The 17990-nt window shown below is 69.3% G+C and carries 14 protein-coding genes and 2 pseudogenes; 7 read left to right on the top strand and 9 right to left on the bottom strand.

Annotation, left to right across the window (positions count from 1 at the left end):
- Positions 1-66: 66 nt before the first annotated feature.
- Entirely contained in the window at positions 67-333 is a 267-nt protein-coding gene (locus tag OG972_RS38065; protein ID WP_266989334.1) for a hypothetical protein, read from the bottom strand.
- Between the two features lie 130 nt (positions 334-463).
- Between OG972_RS38065 and OG972_RS38060 the strand changes: the two genes are divergently transcribed.
- Entirely contained in the window at positions 464-871 is a 408-nt protein-coding gene (locus tag OG972_RS38060; protein ID WP_266989332.1) for a DUF2795 domain-containing protein, read from the top strand.
- A gap of 411 nt (positions 872-1282) precedes the next feature.
- Here OG972_RS38060 and OG972_RS38055 read toward each other — a convergent pair whose 3' ends face one another.
- Together OG972_RS38055 and pip are read right to left on the bottom strand one after the other, a co-directional pair.
- On the bottom strand, positions 1283-1663 hold the full coding sequence (locus OG972_RS38055; RefSeq protein ID WP_266989330.1) for a tetratricopeptide repeat protein: 381 nt from the start codon (positions 1661-1663) through the stop codon (positions 1283-1285).
- A 596-nt stretch (positions 1664-2259) separates the two neighbouring features.
- A complete protein-coding gene (gene pip, locus OG972_RS38050) occupies positions 2260-3222 on the bottom strand; it encodes a prolyl aminopeptidase (protein WP_266989328.1) in 963 nt (320 codons plus the stop codon).
- Positions 3223-3612: 390 nt separating this feature from the next.
- On the opposite strand from pip, the gene OG972_RS49350 reads away from it, so the two are divergent.
- Complete coding sequence (locus OG972_RS49350; protein WP_323135964.1) at positions 3613-4086, top strand: phosphotransferase; 474 nt, start codon at positions 3613-3615, stop codon at positions 4084-4086.
- Between the two features lie 46 nt (positions 4087-4132).
- Entirely contained in the window at positions 4133-7753 is a 3621-nt protein-coding gene (locus OG972_RS38045; protein ID WP_323135963.1) for a S8 family serine peptidase, read from the top strand.
- A gap of 300 nt (positions 7754-8053) precedes the next feature.
- Here the strand turns inward: OG972_RS38045 and OG972_RS38040 are convergent, their stop codons facing one another.
- Positions 8054-8230 (bottom strand): CsbD family protein, encoded by a 177-nt coding sequence (locus OG972_RS38040; protein ID WP_266989324.1) that lies wholly within the window; start codon positions 8228-8230, stop codon positions 8054-8056.
- A gap of 234 nt (positions 8231-8464) precedes the next feature.
- On the opposite strand from OG972_RS38040, the gene OG972_RS38035 reads away from it, so the two are divergent.
- Entirely contained in the window at positions 8465-9898 is a 1434-nt protein-coding gene (locus OG972_RS38035) for a site-2 protease family protein (protein WP_323135926.1), read from the top strand.
- A gap of 89 nt (positions 9899-9987) precedes the next feature.
- Here OG972_RS38035 and OG972_RS38030 read toward each other — a convergent pair whose 3' ends face one another.
- On the bottom strand, positions 9988-11445 hold the full coding sequence (locus OG972_RS38030; RefSeq protein WP_266989322.1) for an MFS transporter: 1458 nt from the start codon (positions 11443-11445) through the stop codon (positions 9988-9990).
- A 154-nt stretch (positions 11446-11599) separates the two neighbouring features.
- Here OG972_RS38030 and OG972_RS38025 point away from each other — a divergent pair, with 154 nt between their 5' ends.
- Positions 11600-12055 carry a MarR family winged helix-turn-helix transcriptional regulator gene (locus OG972_RS38025; RefSeq protein WP_266989320.1) on the top strand — a complete coding sequence of 152 codons (456 nt, stop codon included), beginning with the start codon at positions 11600-11602 and terminating at the stop codon, positions 12053-12055.
- Positions 12056-12298: 243 nt separating this feature from the next.
- Here the strand turns inward: OG972_RS38025 and OG972_RS38020 are convergent, their stop codons facing one another.
- Positions 12299-12682: a hypothetical protein gene (locus tag OG972_RS38020; RefSeq protein ID WP_266989318.1), complete on the bottom strand. Its 384-nt coding sequence runs from the start codon at positions 12680-12682 to the stop codon at positions 12299-12301.
- A 290-nt stretch (positions 12683-12972) separates the two neighbouring features.
- On the opposite strand from OG972_RS38020, the gene OG972_RS38015 reads away from it, so the two are divergent.
- Positions 12973-13509: a hypothetical protein gene (locus OG972_RS38015; RefSeq protein ID WP_266989316.1), complete on the top strand. Its 537-nt coding sequence runs from the start codon at positions 12973-12975 to the stop codon at positions 13507-13509.
- Positions 13510-13662: 153 nt separating this feature from the next.
- On the opposite strand, the gene OG972_RS38010 is transcribed toward OG972_RS38015, so the two are convergent.
- The 3 genes and pseudogenes from OG972_RS38010 to OG972_RS38000 all read right to left on the bottom strand — a co-directional run bounded on the left by OG972_RS38010 (position 13663) and on the right by OG972_RS38000 (position 16280).
- Positions 13663-14424 (bottom strand): hypothetical protein, encoded by a 762-nt coding sequence (locus OG972_RS38010; RefSeq protein WP_266989314.1) that lies wholly within the window; start codon positions 14422-14424, stop codon positions 13663-13665.
- A 403-nt stretch (positions 14425-14827) separates the two neighbouring features.
- A pseudogene (locus OG972_RS38005) lies at positions 14828-15274 on the bottom strand (transposase); the annotation flags it as partial.
- Between the two features lie 76 nt (positions 15275-15350).
- Entirely contained in the window at positions 15351-16280 is a 930-nt protein-coding gene (locus tag OG972_RS38000) for a TetR/AcrR family transcriptional regulator C-terminal domain-containing protein (RefSeq protein ID WP_266989312.1), read from the bottom strand.
- 113 nt (positions 16281-16393) lie between these two features.
- Here OG972_RS38000 and OG972_RS37995 point away from each other — a divergent pair.
- A pseudogene (locus OG972_RS37995) lies at positions 16394-17946 on the top strand (MFS transporter).
- Positions 17947-17990 lie beyond the last annotated feature (44 nt).

Below are 17990 nucleotides of genomic sequence, written 5' to 3'. Positions count from 1 at the left end.
GGTGATTTCGACTACCCTCGAAAGGTGTGCAGAGAGCCGCCTGAGCACGAAGTCTGGACAGCGAGGTCAGGACATGACCAGGAAGCCGAAGCCATCCCAGCCCTCAGACGACGAGGCGCCGAGCCTGCGCAAGGGGGCGGCAGAGCGCGATCTGCCGCCCACGAAGAACGGCACGACGACCTCGATCCGAAGCCGCTGGCCTCGACTGCCCGTCAGCAGTACACGCAGGACCGGAGCAGCGTGCAGGAGCACGTCGTGGACCGTCCGGAAGAGGCGGTCGGTGAGGCGCGTCGGCTGGTGTGTCGACACCTCGATGGTTGAGGAAGCGGCCACCGGCCGCTCGTGAACCACAGGCCCGGCCCGCCCGGGCGCTGCCCGATCCGGCCGCTGGGGACCTGCTCGAAGCCCTGTCCGTCGGCTGACCGTCCGGCAGCATCACCGCACACAGAGAAGGTGTTCCACCATGGAGCGAGGAAGCAACCAGGTCAGCCCGTACAAGGACGATGCGAGGAAGCACGAACTGCAGGGCTACCTGAGGTCCGGCCACTCCACCCATGCCGAGGAGACCTACGATCCCGAGCCGGCAGCCGACGACGACGTGCGAGTGGACGCGGGCGGCCCCGTGCCCCCGCCCGGCGAGGAAAGGGACCGGATGCGTGCCGAGAAGGCGGCCGAAGCCCTGAGGTCCGATCTGGCGCGCCACCTCAATCGCACGGCCTTCCCGGGCAATCGTTCGTCACTCGTGCAGACCTTGTCGAAGGAGCATGCTCCGGACACTCTGGTCGATGCGGTGCGTGAACTGCCCGGGGACGAGCGCTACAAAAACGCGGGGCAGATCGTCCGGGCGCTGGGCCACCGGCCCCACGCCTGACTACGCGGAAACATCGCATCGTTGGCCCCGTCCACGCATGGAGGTGCCTCCGCGCCCGATGCGATCTTCTCGCCGGAGGCGATCCTGCTGGAGCCCCGCAGCATGACCGCCACACGAAAGGGCGGCGACGGTTCCCGCTTCGCGTGCCAGGTCCCTTCACGCAGTGCGTGACCGGCCAGGATCTGCTCCCGGCCCCGGGTGCCCTCGACTGCAGATCCACCCCGTCGGCCGGGCCACCTCGCGATGGGCCCCAGGCGCAGCCCGCTGCCGTTGTCCACGATGGCCCGCAGCCAGGCCACGGCCACTCGAGGAGACAACCGACCGGGGTGCTTCCACGCGCCTTGAGCGGCGCATAACCGGCCTGCCACCCCCGGGCGGCGCACAGCCGGCGGCCGACGGCCGGGAGCGGCCTCAAGCAGCCAGTCGGGGGGATGCACTGTGGGGGTACCTGAGGGCAAGAAGATCGCGTGCGGTCATCGTGTCCGCAATCCTCATGTGCGGAGCCGCCTCGGAGCAGCGGTGCCGGCGCTCCAGGACGCGGGCGAGAGCGAGGTGGGCAGAGGCGTGGGCGGGCTCGTCACGCAGGACGTGACGCAGCTCCGCCTCGGCCAGGGAGAGCTGCGCCGTGTAGTAGTACGAATGGGCGAGAAGCATCCGCAGGTCGAGGTTGCGGGGCGCGGCGGCAACCAGGTCCGTGAGAACCCGGGAGGCCGCGCGGTAACGCTGGGATTCGAAGAGGCGGCTCGCATATTGCCGCCGCTCGCTCCAGCTCACTCCCTGTATACCGGCCATCACGTTCTCCGTTCACTGCGCGAGCATTCGTTCAGCGGTTCAGACGCCTGGCGCCTGAGGTATTCCAAGACGCGGGGAGTCGATGAGCCCGTCGCCTGACCGTGGAAACTTAGTTGAAGCTTGAATCATTCCCGTGCGGGTTCCGCCGTCGGGAAGGAGACGCAGAGGGGACGTCGTCGAGCGGTTCTGTCTCTCCGTGGGCCTACGGAGGCCGGGACGGGCACGGGAACGACGGCCTCGGCGCGGCAAGGGCTGGAGATGCATCCGCTCACGGGGTGAAGCCGTCGGTGCGGCCGCCGCCCTTCGGGACGACCAGCTCCTGCACCCGACGCCCGGCCGACACGTACCGCCCGACCCTGCTCCCCCCCTCGACGGCCGCTCGGCCGACCCCGTCGAGGCGCCACCCGACGGGGAGCGTCCTTCCACATGCACGCTCCTGCGTTGTCGAGAACCCTGCAGAACACCCACGGGCTCCCGTGTTGTTCATCCGGCTTCGGGACGGAAGTTGCCGACGTCAGACACGGCCGTGCGATCTCGGCATCGCCCTCTGCCGTGGGGCGACCAGCACCGACACCGCTCGACTGCGCGCTCTGCCGTCACCGCCCGGCAAATCTCTCCAGCACGCGGCGCACCTGCTCGTTCATTGCAGCGCTGCCCTGGTGTCCGGCGTCGTCGAAGACCAGCAGTTCCGATGCCGGCCAGGCCCGGGTGAATTCCCAGGCGGTAACAAGCGGACAGCTCAGATCGTGCCGGCCATGCATGATCACGCCGGGGATCCCGGCCAGGCGCCCGGCGCCGCGCAGCAGCGCGCCGTGCTCCAACCAGCCGTCATGGGCGGCGTAATGGGCACATATCCGCGCGAACGCCACCAGCGCGTCCGACGCTCGGTTGCTGTAAGGAGTCGGCTTGCCGTTGGGCTCCAGGGAGAGAACAGCGTCCTCCCAGGCGGACCAGCCGAGGGCCGCCTGCGCCCGCACGCCCGGGTCAGGGTGGTCCAGGAGCTTCCCATAGGCGGAGACCAGGTCATCGCCGCGCTCACCCTCGGGCACGCCGTCCCTGAACCGCTCCCACTGCTCGGGGAAGAGTCGCGCGACCCCGCCGCGGTACAGCCAGTCGACCTCCGACCGGCCCATCGTCCAGAACGCCGGCAGCACCATCTCCGACACTCGTTCCGGATGACGTTCCGCGTAGGCGACCGACAGCGCCGACCCCCACGACCCGCCGAAGACCAACCACCGTTCAACGCCCAGGTACGCGCGCAACTGCTCCATGTCGCACAGCAGGTGCTCTGTGGTGTTGAGACCCATGTCTGTGGCGGGATCGCTCGCATGCGGAGTGCTGCGTCCGCAGCCCCGCTGATCGAACAGGATGATCCGGTAGCGCTCCGGATCGAATGCCTTGGGGGTTCCGGACGGACTCCCGCTGCCTGGGCCACCGTGCACGATGAGCGCCGGCTTGCCGTCCGGGTTCCCGCGCTCCTCCCAGTACACAAGGTTTCCGTCGCCGACATCCAACATTCCGTGGTCACGGGCCGCGGTCGAGGAGAACGTGGCAGGCATGCAGTGATCTCCTACGACGGCAACGTGGTCGGTCTCGACCGTACAGGTCTCCCCGGGGGCTGCCGAGGCAGCTCAGCTGACGGGCCGTCGTTCAGGCGGCATTCGTATCGTCAGGTCGCGCCCGCCAGGCGGTGCCCCTCAAGGAGCGATCTCGTACACGACGTCCGTGTCCGGGTACTGCGCCGCGACGCGGGCGAGGGCCGGCGGAAGCTGTCGTCGGAACAGCCGTCGAAGATCTGCTCAGCAGCACCCCAGAGATCACAGGTGCACCCTTGCTGACGCAACCGTTCGAGGGGCGGACGCGTCCGCCCCTCATCTTTCGCCGTACCTGACCGAGCACATCCGGCGCTTCCACGAGCACTCCCCCGTGAGCCGACGGCTACGGCCGGGCTGTCTGACCCCGTCGAGGAGGCCATCGAGCAGGCCGAGTTCGAGCACCGTTGGCTACCGCAGCCGGCGCCGGTCATGCCCGTCGCCGTGCCCGAGACGATCGCCCTGGGACGACCCGTCGAGAACTGTCCCTGGCCGTGGGCCGTGGGCCGTTGGGCCGACGGCGAACATCCGGCGGACGGCCGGCGTGACGTGTCGCTGTTGGGACATGTCGCAGGTGCGACACGTGAGGTCAGTGACACGTCCGGCTTCATCAGCCGATTCTTTCGGACAGGTTGTGACCCCCAGCTGTACGAAAGGTCTTTCGCTGATGAGATGGATCCGCTTGACGGCGGCTGTATCGACAGGATTGATGCTGGTTACCGGAGGCCTGCCGGCCGCCGCCACGACGCGGACGGCTGTCACCGGGACCACCACTCGAGCCGCCGCCGTGCCGGGAGCTCGCTCCGCGACCGTACGGCTGGTGACCGGTGACCGGGTGACCGTGACATGGTTGCCCGGCGGACGGCGCACCGCGTCGGTGCAGCCCGGACCCGGGCGCGAGCACATCCCCTTCAGGACGCTGGAGGGGGACGACAAGGCGCTGACCGTGCTGCCGTTCGACGCCGAGGCGTTGGTGTCCGCCGGCACACTGGACCGTCGGCTGTTCAACGTGACGGCCCTGATCGCCGATGGCTACGACGAGGCCCACGCCTCCATGCTTCCGCTGATCGTCTCCTCGGAGCCGTCACGGATCGGGGCCAGGGTCAGCTCGCAGGCGGCGAAGGCCGCCGCGGCCACTGCTGACCGGCTGGTGGCGTTCAAGGCGGCCGCAACGCCCGCCCGTAAGCTGGAGAGCCTCGACGCGCGGTCGCTGCGGGTCGCCGACGACGACCTGGGCCGCTTCTGGAAGACGCTGAACCCCGGCGGAAAGTCGGACGCCGCCCGTGCCGCGGTCGCTCCGCGGGTCTCGTTGGACGGCAGGGTGAAGGCCGTGCTGGACCGCAGCACCGCGCAGATCAACGCACCCACCGCTTGGAAGGCCGGCTACGAGGGCCAGGGCGTGAAGGTGGCCGTGCTGGACACCGGTGTCGACGCGGGCCACCCCGACCTGGCCGGTCGCATTGCGGAGGCGAAAGACTTCTCCGGCAGCCCGAGCACGGACGATCACTTCGGCCACGGCACGCACGTCGCCTCGATCGTCGGCGGCACGGGCGCCGCGTCGTCGGGCACCCGGCGCGGTGTCGCGCCCCACGCCGACCTGCTGATCGGCAAGGTACTGGGCGACGACGGTTACGGCTCGGAGTCTTCCGTCATCGACGGCATGGAGTGGGCTGCCGCCGAGCACGCCAAGGTCGTCAACATGAGCCTCGGTTCGGACGCCGATACCGATGGCACCGACCCGATGAGCCAGGCCGTCAACACCTTGACCGCGTCCACCGACACGCTCTTCGTGGTCGCCGCGGGCAACGCGGGCCCGGGCCCCTCCACCGTCGGTTCTCCGGGAGCGGCCGACGCCGCGCTGACCGTCGGGGCCGTCGACCGCGACGACTCCCTCGCCCCCTTCTCCAGCCGCGGCCCGCGGCAGGGGGACAAGGCGGTCAAGCCCGACGTGACCGCACCCGGGGTCGGCATCGTCGCCGCCCGCGCGTCCGGCACCACCATGGGCGACCCGGTCGATGCCAACTACACCTCCGCGTCGGGCACTTCGATGGCGACCCCGCATGTCGCCGGTGCCGCCGCGCTGCTGGCCCAGCAGCACCCCGACTGGGGCTCCCAGCAGCTCAAGGACGCCCTGATCAGCACCTCCCACACGGCGCCCGGCACCAAGGTGACCGAGCAGGGCGGCGGCCGCATCGACCTGGCCACGGCCATAGGCCCTGTGACGGCCACCGGCAGCGTCACCCTCACGCCCCTTCAGGCCGGCGGCGCGGGGGGCCAGACGGCCACCGTCCGCTACACCAACACCGGCGACAAGCCGGTGACGCTCTCCCTGGCCGCCACCCTGGCCACCGACACCGGGCGCGCCCTCGCCGACGGCGCGGTCACCCTCGGCTCCCGCACCGTGCAGCTGGCCCCCGGCGCCACGGCCGAAACACCGCTGCACACCGACGGGGCGAACGCCGTCCGCGGCAAGTACTACGGCTACGTCACCGCCACATCTGCCGATGGCACCGTGCTCGCCCACACCACTGTGGCCCTGAACGTGCACGCCCCGGTGCACAAGCTCACCGTGGTCGCCCGCGACCGCGACGGCAAGGTCATCGCGGGCGCCGCTCCGGTGATCTGGGGCGCCGACGGCTTCGTGAACTACACGAGCATGGAGCCGGCCGTCGCCGAAGTGGAGGAGGGCACCTACCAGCTCAGCTTCGGCACGCTGGACAGGGCGGCCGACGGCCAGGAGTTGCGCGAGGTGGTCAACCCCGAGGTGAAGGTCACCAGGGACATGTCAGTGACGCTCAACGCCGCCGACACCACCCCGGTGCAGATCCGCACGCCCCGCCCTGCCGAGCAGCGCGGTGTGCTCAGCTACCAGACGTACCGGAAGATCGACGGCAACGGCCTGATCCAGGGCGTGATGTTCTTCGACATCGCCAAGCGGATCTACGTCAGCCCCACCGCCAAGGTCACCGACGGCGACTTCGAGTTCTCCTCGCGCTGGCAGATGGTGGCCCCGCAGCTGCGGGCGAAGGTCGCCGGTACCTCGCTGAGCTTCAGCCCGTATTACGTGAACGCCTCCCCGGCCTTCAGTGACAAGGGAGCACGGCTGACCGCCGTGGACGCCGGCAAGGGCACGAGCGCCGAGCTTCGCGCCGCCAACGTACGCGGCAAGCTGGCCGTCGTCCGCTGGGACTTCTCCGACGACCGGGCGCTCGCACAGGCCGCGGCGGACGCCGGGGCCAAGGCACTGATGCTGGTCGTGGAGGACGGCTTCTACCCCTGGACGCGGTGGACCCCGACCGGTGACCGGATGGCTCTGCCCACCATGCGCGCCGGCACGGCGGAAGGCACCGCGGTGCTCAAGCGCGCCGGCGAGCGGACCACGACGGTGGAGTTCTCCGGCACGGTCCGCAGCCCGTACCTGTACGACGTGATGCAGGTGGCCAAGGGCTCCGTCCCCAAGCGGCTGGTGTACACCGTCTCCGAGCGCGAGAGCGCGGTGGTCCGCAGCACGTACACCCGCACCGGCGCCTCGTCCTGGGCGAGCGAGCAGCGTTTCGGATGGCGGCCGTACCAGGACACCGCGTGGAACCAGTACACGCGCTACGTTCCGGCGGGACAGGAACGCATCGAGTACGTGACCGGCGGTGACACGCTGTGGAAGCACGTCGTGCACCACAACGTCATCGACGTCCCCGACTTCCCGCTGGCGGCCGGCATGCACGACGACCCGCGGACCTACCGGCCGGGCCAGCACGCCACGGAGCGTTGGTACGGAGCGGTGGTCCGCCCGTCGATCCCGCGTGGTGGGCACCTGCCGTCGGTGCGCAACGGCGACACCCTGTCGGTGTACGTGCCGGAGTTCAACGACTCCGGCACCGGCCACTGGTCGTTCGCGGAGGCCGACTCCTTCGGTGGCGGCGTCGGCACCGGCGTCACGGCGGCCGCGGTGAGCGACACGGCCACGGCGGTGCTGTACCGGAACGGGAAGCGAATCGCCGAGTCCGACCAGGGCGCGTGGGGCAACTTCGAGGTGCCCGCGGGCAACGCCGAATACCGGATGGACCTGACGACCGCCCGTACCTCGGACGACTGGCGCTTCGGCACCAGCACGCGAACGTCGTGGACGTTCCGCTCCGACACCGCAGCCCACACCGCCCTGCTGCCGATGCTTCAGGTCGACTACACCGTGCCGGTCGACGTCCGGAACGCGGTGGGCCCGCAGCGCAGGCACACTCTCGGCCTGAACGTCCGGATGCAGGACGGCATGGCGGCGCCGCGCGGCGTGACGCTGAAGGTCGAGACGTCCTACGACGACGGGCGCACCTGGACCCCTGCCACCACAGCCCGCAAGGGCAGCGGCTTCACCGCCACCGTGGAGCAGCCGACTCAGGTCCACGGCGACGCGTACGTGACGCTGCGCGTGACGGCGAAGGACGCGGCCGGTAACACCGTCCGGCAGACGGTGGACCGCGCCTACCTGCAGCGCGGCACCGCATGAGTCGCCGGGAACGGTAGCCCGGACCAACCGGGCTGAACCGCGGTGGGTGCCGGGGAGTGTGGACCCTGGCACCCGCCGTGCCCTGTCCCGGCCCACCCATGCCCAACGCCCCGCCCAGCCGCCTCATGCCCCGCTGGACAGCAGTCGGCGCCCGCGCGCCACGCCGACCCCGCGGGCCGGGGCGGAGGGGTCAGGGTCCCCGGATGTATTGCCGCAGAGTGAGCGAACCCGGCGCCGGGCCCGGGCAGGAATGACGCAGCGGCAGAACGCTGCTTCTACTTCGCTGATGAGTGGTCGAGATCAGTGCCCGGTCCGCTTCCGGAACCGGTCGGCTGTCTTGTGGGTGAGCTCCTGCGCCTTCCCGCGCAGCTGCTCGCCCCGGCCATGCCTCTGCATGGATTTATCGCCGATTGCCTTGCCAAGGGTCTCCTTCATCTTGCCCTTGACCTGTTTCGCCTTCGCCGTGCCCTTGGTCATCAGAATCCCAGTCCTTCCGAGAGGTCGGCAGAGGTGAGGTGAGCGGGGCCTTCTTCCCACCCTGCCTCCGCCCTCGAAGTGCCGCAAACCGGCTCGTTCGCTGACGATGACGGCGGGACGGCCGACCTCGCACTGATGCTGGGGGTTCCGGTCGCCGGGGCGGCTGACGGACCATGTAAGGGGACGGACTCCGGTCGGCGGCCGTGCCTCGTGTTCCGTCTGCAGGTGATCGCGATGAAGGGTTCGATCCGGATCGGGAGTGTGCGGGGGCTGGAGCTGCGTGCGCATTGGAGTGTGCCGCTGATCATGCTGCTCTTCGCGTACGGTCTGGGCAGCCGCACACTGCCTGCGTACGCGCCGGGCCTGGCGCCGGTGGTGTACGCGGTGGCTGGAGTTATCGGTGCTCTGCTGTTGCTGGTGAGTCTGGTGGCGCATGAGGTGGCGCACGCGCTCACGGCCCGCAGGTCCGCGATCCCCGTGCGGGACATTACGTTGTGGGCGCTGGGCGGAATGACCCGGATGCAGCGGCCTGAGACGCCACGGGCGGCGCTCGCGGTCGCCGTGAGCGGGCCGCTGACCAGCCTGGTGCTCGGTGGGGCCGCGCTGGGGGTCGCGGCCGGGGTGGGGGCAGGGGGCTGGCGGATACCAGCTGTTGTGCTGGCTTGGCTGGGCGGCACGAACCTGCTGCTGGGCGTCTTCAATCTGCTGCCTGCCGCGCCCTTGGACGGGGGCCGAGTCCTGCAGGCCGCGCTGTGGTGGTGTACGGGTGACGAGGACCGGGCCTGGCGGGTGGCCGGGCGCAGCGGACAGGTCATCGGCACGGGCCTCGCCGTGGTCGGATGGCTGGCTTTTGTGCGGGGGGTGCCGGGTGGGTTGTGGCTGATGGTCATCGGCTGGTTCGTGGCGCTCACCGCCGCGGCCGAACGACGGTGGGCCGAGCTCCGCACGGCCCTGCGGGGCATACGCGTGAGGGAGGCGATGACCAGTCCGGCCGCCACCGGTGCGGACTGGCTGACGGTGGACCGCTTCCTGTCCGACGTGGCCCCACAGTCGGGTCATACGGTCCTCCCACTGGTGGACTTCGAAGGCCGTCCCAGCGGTGTCATACGACTGCGCCGACTCAGTGCTCTGCCGTCCCAGCAGCGGGAGACGCTGCGCATACGGGAAGTGGCGACCCCGCTGTCGCAGTGCACGCTCGCAACACCGGACGAACTCCTCACCGAGGTCCTGGACCGCCTCGGCTCAGGCGGCGGACTGCCCATCCTGGTCACGGACAGCGGCCGACTCGACGGGATCGTCACCGCTCACGACATCCACCGAGTCGCCCAGCGGCACAGAACGGGCCCTGATGGCGCTACTCCGACTCCCGACGAACGACTTCCGGCACGGCCTGCCGTATCCGGACCCGCGAAGAAGCGGGTACGTTCGCGCACCCCATCGGGTTCCAGGGCGACCGGACGGCGCCGACTGCGTCTGTGGCGCCGTGCGCTCGACGATCAGGCGCGGCGGGGCGACGGCGGATTCGGCAACGGCAACGGTCGAGTCGCGGAGGGCACGCGACGAACACAGCTCATGGACCTGGTGTTCACGGTGGGAGCGCACGGATTGCTCGTGACGGCGTTCAACACGTTCGACGCGCGGCCGCATCCGGGGCTGCCGGACGGATAGTTCGACGCCGTGCCCTGAACGGTGGTGGGCACGCGTCCGCTCCGGGGCACCGACGTCCCGGAGCGGACAACAACGCTACTGCGCCTGCGTCAGGCCTTGGCAGCGGGCTCGGCGGTAACGGCGTTCTCCGCCTCACCGTCCTGTGCAGCCGCGGAGCGGGTAACGCCCGGGATGGTCGCGGCCACCGCGGCTGCCAGGAGCGCGACGCCGCCGCCGATCAGCAGGCCGGTGCGGAAGCCGTCCTCGGAGGCGAAGGTGAAGCCGCCCATGGTGACCGTCATCTGCGAGAGGACGACACCGATCACCGCGGCGCCGATCGAGGTGCCGAGCGAGCGCATCAGCGTGTTGAAGCCGTTTGCGGCGGCCGTCTCGGACACCGGGACCGCACTCATGATCAGGGCGGGCATCGCGCCGTAGGCGAGACCGACGCCACCGCTGATCACGACGGTGACGATCAGCAGGCCCCAGGTCGAGCCCATCAGCGCCATCGACAGGGCATAGCCGGCCGCGATGACGAGGGAACCGGAGACGAGGGTGAACTTCGGGCCGCGCGCGTTGGTCAGCTTCCCGCCGAACGGCGAGACGACCATCATGACGAGGCCGGCGGGTGCCATCCACAGGCCCATCGCCAGCATCGACTGGCCGAGGCCGTAGCCGGTCGCCTTCGGGAACTGCAGCAGCTGCGGCACGATCAGCATCTGCGCGTACATGCCGACGCCGATCAGGACCGAGGCGGCGTTGGTGAGCAGCACCCGGGGGCGGGCGGTAGTGCGCAGATCGATCAACGGGTCACGGGTGCGCAGCTCCCAGAAACCCCAGACCAGCAGGACCACGACCGCGGCGACGAAAAGGCCGAGCGTGCTGACCGAACCCCAGCCCCAGTCCGCACCCTTGGAGATCGCGAGCAGCAGACAGACCAGGCCCACGCCGAGGCCGAGCGCACCGGCCAGGTCGAAGCGCTGCCCCTTCGCCGCGGCCGGTACGTCGGGAATGAAGGACCAGATCATCGCGCCGATCAGCGCGGCGAGGACGGCCGAACCCCAGAACAGTGCCCGCCAGCTCGCGTACTCGGCGACCGCGGCGGCGATCGGAAGGCCGAGGCCGCCGCCGATGCCCATGGAGGCGCTGACCAGAGCGATGGAGGAGCTGAGCTTCTCGGGCGGCAGCAGGTCACGCAGCAGGCTGATGCCGAGCGGCACCACGCCCATGCCCATGCCCTGCAGCCCGCGCCCGACGATCATCATCCCGACGGACGAGGTCAGGGCGCACACCACCGAGCCCACGAGCAGCGGCACACAGGAGGCGAGCAGCATCTTGCGCTTACCCAACAGGTCGCCGAGGCGGCCGGCGACCGGGACGCAGACCGCGGCCGACAGCAGCGTGACGGTGATCACCCACGTGGCATTGGAGGACGTGGTGTGCAGGATCTTCGGCAGATCCGCGATCAGCGGTGTCACCAGGGTCTGCATGACCGCGGCGACGGTACCGGCCAGCGCGAGCGTGGCGACGACGCCGCCCGATCGGGGGGTGGGCCCGGGGCCGTCCATGAAGGACTCCTCTACTTCGACATTCGAGGCTGGGATGGAATATGCATCATACATATCTCATGTATCGACCATGTTGAATGCATCATGCATGAGGCAGGATCATTGTGATATCGCATGCACCGTCCGGCATGCACAGGGCCGTCGAGGAGATCCGATGAGCAGGGCCACGCGCCAGGTGGAGTACGAGCAGATGCTGCAGAGCCGCTACCTTCACCTGCACAAGTCGAAGGGGCGGCGCCAGGGCAGCACCCTGGAGCGCAGCGCGTACATCCTGCTCAGCCGCATCCGGGTGCAGGGCCCGATGTCCATCGGCCAGCTCGGTGACGCCTTCGGCCTCGACGCGTCCACCCTGAACCGGCAGACCGCGGCCGCCATGCGCGCCGGGCTCGTCGAGCGCATCCCGGACCCGGACGGCGGCATGGCACGCAAATTCCGTATCACCACGGAAGGCGAGCGGCGTCTCGACGAGGAGCGCGAGGGCACCATCCACACCCTGGACCAGATCATGACCGACTGGTCCGACGAGGACATCGCCGCCTTCGCCGACTACCTCAAGCGCTTCAACACCGACATCGAGCGCTTGGACGGTAGGCCCTGGCCGCGGCCGTGAGACGGCAGCCCAAGTGCCTTCTGGGCGGGCCCGGCGCCGCACTCAGTGCCGCTTGAGCCGTTCCGCCGGCCATTCGCTCCTCTAAGGGCTGTCCCGTGATCCCAGGCGGAACAGCGCGCGGCGTCGGATGCGGTGCATCGCAAGGCGGAGGAGGGTCCTCATACTGCGCGTATTCGGGCTCCGACAACGCAGCGAGGTGCCGTAGCTGTCGTCGCGCGCCCGCCAGGGATTACGGGACAGCCCTCAGGCCTGACTCGTCCAGCGCTGCGAAGCCTCCCCGGGGCACGTCTGCGTCACCAGGCCGCTGCTCGTCCCGAGGTCGAGGCAGCCGCCGTAGTCGCTCCGGAGGCCGCCGCCTGAACCCGTACGCCACAGTCGGCCGGTGCTCTGGGCACAGTCGCCCACGAAGACAGCCTGGCCGAGCCCCTTGGAGTACAGACACTGGCCGGTCTGCTGGTTGACGAGTTGGAAGCTGCCGTCCGACCTGCTCTGCACGGTCCACCAGACGGTCGAATCCGAGCAGTCCCGGTAGTCCGCGGCGTCGTAGACCTGGGTGATGCACTTGCCGTTGTCGCCGTTGCGGAGTGTGTTCGCGGCCCGATCGGTGGGGATGCTGTCCCGATCCAAAGAGGCAACAAGATCCGCAAGGCCAAGGCGCTCGCCGGACAAGCCACTCGCCGACAAGCTGCTGACTCCCGGCGCCGGGCTCATGGACCGCTCCCGTGATTTCGGCATCGGCCGCGGCCTGCGCAGCCGTGGGCGAGGACGGGCGCCCCGGCTGTGACGTACGTCCTGTTGCCACTCAGGCGGCCGCCCTACGCTTACCTGCCACGCGCGCCCCGGGCGCGCGAGCGCTCGCGACCGGATCACGCACAGGCAACACAACCATGGCGGGCACGTGTGAAGGACGGTTCACCATGCCCAGTGATCTCTCGCCAGTCATAGCTGCCGCCGCTCGCTGGCTGCTGTCGGCATTCCCACCGGCACCTGGCCCGCTGAACGATGCCCTGGCCGAAGCCCAGGCATGGCAGGCGGCCACGATCGCCGCCGCCCTCCGTTACCCCACCGAGCTGGACGCCGAACTGCTGAACTTGCTCGGCCCGGGTGGCTCCGAACGGCTGGACGCTGCCACCGGCACCGATACCCACCCGCTGGATGGCGCCGAATACGCCTGGCGCACCTGGGTGGACGAAACCGTTGTCAGCTGGGCGGCCTGCCTGCTGGCCGACGCCGATCTCGCGACCGTGGCAGCGGCCTGCCTGGCCGCAACCCACCACGGCGCGGGCAGTGTGGGCGATGCGCGTCGGCTGACCATTCCCAGCGCTCGCGATCACCGCGCGGCGCCGCTGTTGCGCCACCCGGACCTTGTCAGCCCGATCGCAGACCTCCACCGCGAGACACTGCTTGGCCTCCTCGAGATCGCCCCGGCCAGAAGCTCACCCGAGCCAAGGTAACCTCGAAGCCTGCATACCGGTCGTCCACCCCGTGCGCGGCCGCGCGCCCTCCGGCTTCCGCGACGCCGACCCGATGAGCACCGCGAATCGAATGCCGGAAACCCTGGCCCGATTCCGGCGGGCCAGGGTTTCCATTCTGTGCGGGCGTTGCTGTTACCACTTGTCGTTGCGGAAGTCCCTGATCACTCGGAAGCTGCCCACGACACCGTTCTTGACCCACACGCCGCCGTGGACGAAGCGCGGCGTGACACCGTTGCTGGTGCTCCAGGGGCCGACCGTGGCAACAGGAGAGCCGTTGTCACAGGTTGCGCCGCGGAAGACCTCAACGGTCCGGCGGCTGTCGTTGCGGACGTTGAGAGTCCTGGAGCCCAGACCGCTCACCACGGTGATGCAGCCGTCGGAGTGGGCGGAGTAGGACCGCTCGTTGAAGAAAATCCTTCCCTTGTCGAAGTCGTTGTCGCGGCCGCCGTTACCCTTCTCCCCGCCGCCGTAGCCGCCGCCACCGCCACCGCCGTAGCCGCCACCACCACCGCCGCCACCACCGTAGCCGCCACCACCACCGCCGCCACCGTAGCCGCCACCACCGCCGCCGCCACCGTTGCCGCCGTAGCCGCCACCGTTGCCGTTGCCGCCGTAGCCGCCGCCACCGCCGCCGCCACCGTTGCCGCCGTAGCCGCCACCGTTGCCGTTGCCGTTGCCGTTGCCGTTGCCGCCGAAGCCGCCACCTCCGTTGCTCTTACCCTTCTCCCCGGCGCCGCCGCCGTCCTGCGAAGGCACGCCGGGAGCGGCGCCCTGTTGCTGGACAACGGGCGCGGCTGCGGGGGTATCCGCGGCCGTGGCGTAGTTGATACCAGTTGCCGCCAGGGCCGCGGCGCCTACAGCGGCAGCGGTCACGACGACAGTACGCGTGGTCATATCACTTCTCCTGTCTCAGAGACATCGGCTGTAGCCGATGCGTGACAAACGTACTTAATGGTGCTTTTATCTGTCATGTCGGGCGCATCTAAAGTGTGATGCCGACGGCCGATAGGGTGAATTTGCGCCATTTATGCATAGAGCCGCGTCTATTTGAAAAATAGTCACGTCGATCTCTATCTGAATGGCTGTCACTTGCCTTGTGGCTCAGCGCTCTGAGTGCCAGTCAGTGTCCGATCTGCCGCGGCAGAGGGCGACGGAAGAGGCCAGGGCCGGACCTGCTCAAAGCACGGATCGGGCCTTGTTCCGACGGACAGCCTGCTGGTGGGGCTCGCACTGGTTCCACTCACGGTGGCGCGTAGTAGGCCCGTGAGGCGAAGGCGGCAAGGTAGAAGGCTCCTTAGAGTTGCTTGCTCCCGCGTCGGGAGGGGTACTTGCCGCGGATGCACGAGCCGGATCTGTGCGTGGCAGGCGCAGGGGCGGCGTAGGCCGCCGGACGTCAGACGGTTGCGAAGGCGGTGCCGTCGCCGACGTCGATGAGGATCCGGGCTGCGGTCCTGACCCCGATGCCGGGTCAGCGCGGCAGCGTCGGCGCCAGGGACGACGACCCTCTGTTCGTCGAGGGCGGCGAGTATGTCTTCGACGACACGTCCAGCCATGAGCGGGGCCTTGGGCCGCAGCAGGGTGACCAGTCCTCGCCGTCCTGCCTTCCTCACATGGCTGACCGGGGAGCCGCAGCGTTCGAGCAGGGCCGGAACGGCCGGATGGTCAAGACGGGGCCCCAGGACCCGCTCCATGGAGGGGTGGATCCGGGTGCGAGAAGCCCGCGCATCCGGTTCTTGATGCGTGTCACCTACCGGACACGTCGTCGCAGCAAACCTTGCCCTGCCAGGCGTCGCGGCCCAACAGGCAGTGGCACCGACACGTCAGAGGCTCCACCGCGAAGGCTCCCTCGGAAGCCGATCGAGGAGTGACTCGAGTCCGTCCAGCATCCGCGCGAGCCCGAATTCGAAGAGGGTGCCGAGGTCGAGTTCGAACCCGTCCTGGTCGAAGAGCGTGGACAGGATCGGATAAGACTGGGTCGTCTGGATTGCTTCCATCCGTGGCTCATTGGATGTCATCCATTCCTCGGCTGTCATTCCGGTGTCCTGCCGCGCCTGGGATTCCAGCTCAACGGCCATCGCGACGCCTTGGGCGTATCCGAGAAGCGTGAGGTGGACATGGATCATCTGATCCGGGGTAAGGCCGAGCCCGCTCAAGGCGCTCAGGGCCCGCTCGGTGTACTGCATCGCATGGGGCGAAGCCATCGGCCGAGTGAGGGCGGCCACGGCTCTCGCCAGCCAGGGATGTTGCTCGTACTGACCCCACAACCACCGCGCCTCCCGCTCCAGCCGCGGACGCCAACCCGCCGGTGGTGGGCCGGACGGTCCCCCGCTGAACACCGCTTCCGACATCAGCCGTATGAGCTCTCCCTTGTTCGGGACATGGCGGTAGAGCGCCATGGTGGAGGTACCGAACTCGGTTGCGACTCGCCTCATGGAGAGCGCGGCGAGACCCTCCGCGTCGACGAGCGCGATCGCGGCACGGATGATGCGCTCGCGGGTGAGACGCTGACCGGGGGGCGCGTTGCGCTCTCGCCCTGTCTCCGCAACTACCGTGCCGACACCAGGCACGGCCCGCACCAGTCCCTCCTGGTTCAGCGTGGTGAGCGCCTTTGTCGCGGTCGCCATCGCGACGCTCCATTCCTGCGTGATACGCCGGGTGGAGGGGACTCGGTCGCCAGGGGCCAGCTCGCCCGAGGCGATGCGGCGGCGGAGATCCCCGGCGATGCGGAGGTAGGGCGGTTCGGTGGCCATGCCCTCACCGTACTAGTGCACTGGTTGCCCTCCCCGCCCTTTTGACAGGGGGTACAGCAGAGTGCACTAGGCATCTGTTTGCGGCGTACGTGATGACCCGATTCCGTACCACCATGGAGAACACACCCGGCCCCCGCGCGGGCCGCAAGGAATGGGTCGCCCTCGGTGTCCTGATGCTGCCACTGCTCCTCGTCTCGATGGACGTCTCGATCCTGTACTTCGCGATCCCTTACATCAGCCAGGACCTGGAGCCCAGCGCCACACAGCAGTTGTGGATTCTCGACATGTACGGCTTCGTACTCGCCGGGCTGCTCATCACGATGGGCGCGCTCGGCGACCGGATCGGGCGGCGCACGCTGGTCCTCACGGGAGCCGCGGTCTTCGGCGCGGCCTCGGTGGCCGCCGCGTACGCGCACTCCGCCGACCTGCTCATCGCCGTGCGCGCGCTGCTCGGACTCGGCGGCGCCGCCCTGATGCCCTCGACCCTCGCCCTGATCCGCAACCTCTTCCGTGACGAGAAGCAGCGCGGGAAGGCGGTGACCATCTGGACGGCCGTCATGACCACCGGGATCTCACTGGGACCGGTGGTCAGTGGTCTGCTGCTGGAACACTACTGGTGGGGCTCGGTGTTCCTGATCAACCTGCCTGCCATGGTGCTGCTGCTCGCGCTGGTGCCCTTCCTGGTGCCAGAGTCCACACCAGCCGTCCGAGGCCGCCTCGACCCGCTGAGTGCGGCGCTCTCACTCGGCGCTTTGCTCCCGGTCATCTACGGCATCAAGGAGTGGGCCCGGCACGGCTACGAACCGCTGCCCGTTCTCGGCATCACCGTGGGACTCGTGCTCGGCTTCGCATTCGTACGTCGCCAGAGGCACCTCGCTCATCCCATGATCGACCTCGGCCTCCTGGGCCGGCGCGCCTTCGGCGGCCCTGTGCTCGCCAATCTGCTCGCTATGTTCGCCACGGTGGGCTGGCCGTCTTCCTCACCCAGTATCTGCAGTCCGTGCTCGGCCTGAGCCCGTTCACAGCCGCGCTGTGGAGCCTGGTGCCGGCCGCGGGCGTGGCCGTCATGGCCCCGATCGGGGCGGCGCTCGCACAGCGGATCGACCGTGCGTATGTCATGGGCGGCGGCTTCCTCGTCTCCGCCTGCGGTTTCCTCTGGCTGACCCAGGTACGTACTGACTCGGCCCTTTGGTTCACCCTCGTCGGCGCCTCCGTCTATGCCGGCGGGCTGGTCGCCGCCATGACCCTCGCCAACGAACTCGCCCTGGGCGCGGCCCCACCGCAGCGCGCGGGTTCAGCCGCGGCCGTACTCGAGTCGGGTCAGGAACTGGGTGGAGCCCTGGGCATGGCCGTCCTCGGCTCCATCGGAGCCGCGGTCTACAGCCGGGACATGTCCGACGCCCTGCCATCCGACATGCCGCACGCCGAAGCAGTACGCGAAACCCTGGGCGGCGCGACGGCAGCCAATCTCCCGGCCGCCATGGCAGACGCCGTATTGGCGGCTGCACGTGACGCCTTCACCCACGGAATGGGCGTCGCGTCAGTCGGCGCGGCCGTCGTCATGGCCGGAGCGGGTCTCTTCTCACTCGGCTTCCTGCGAGGCGTAGGCAAGACAAAAGGCTCGACGCAATCGTCCACCGAACCGGGACTCACCACGCTCCTCTAGTGCGGTGACCGGAAGCGATCACCGGGTTGGTGCTGGGGATTCCT

This window comes from Streptomyces sp. NBC_01669 (assembly GCF_026339735.1).
Taxonomy (GTDB): Bacteria; Actinomycetota; Actinomycetes; order Streptomycetales; family Streptomycetaceae; genus Streptomyces; species Streptomyces yanii.
This window is presented reverse-complemented; position numbering and strand designations above follow the sequence as displayed.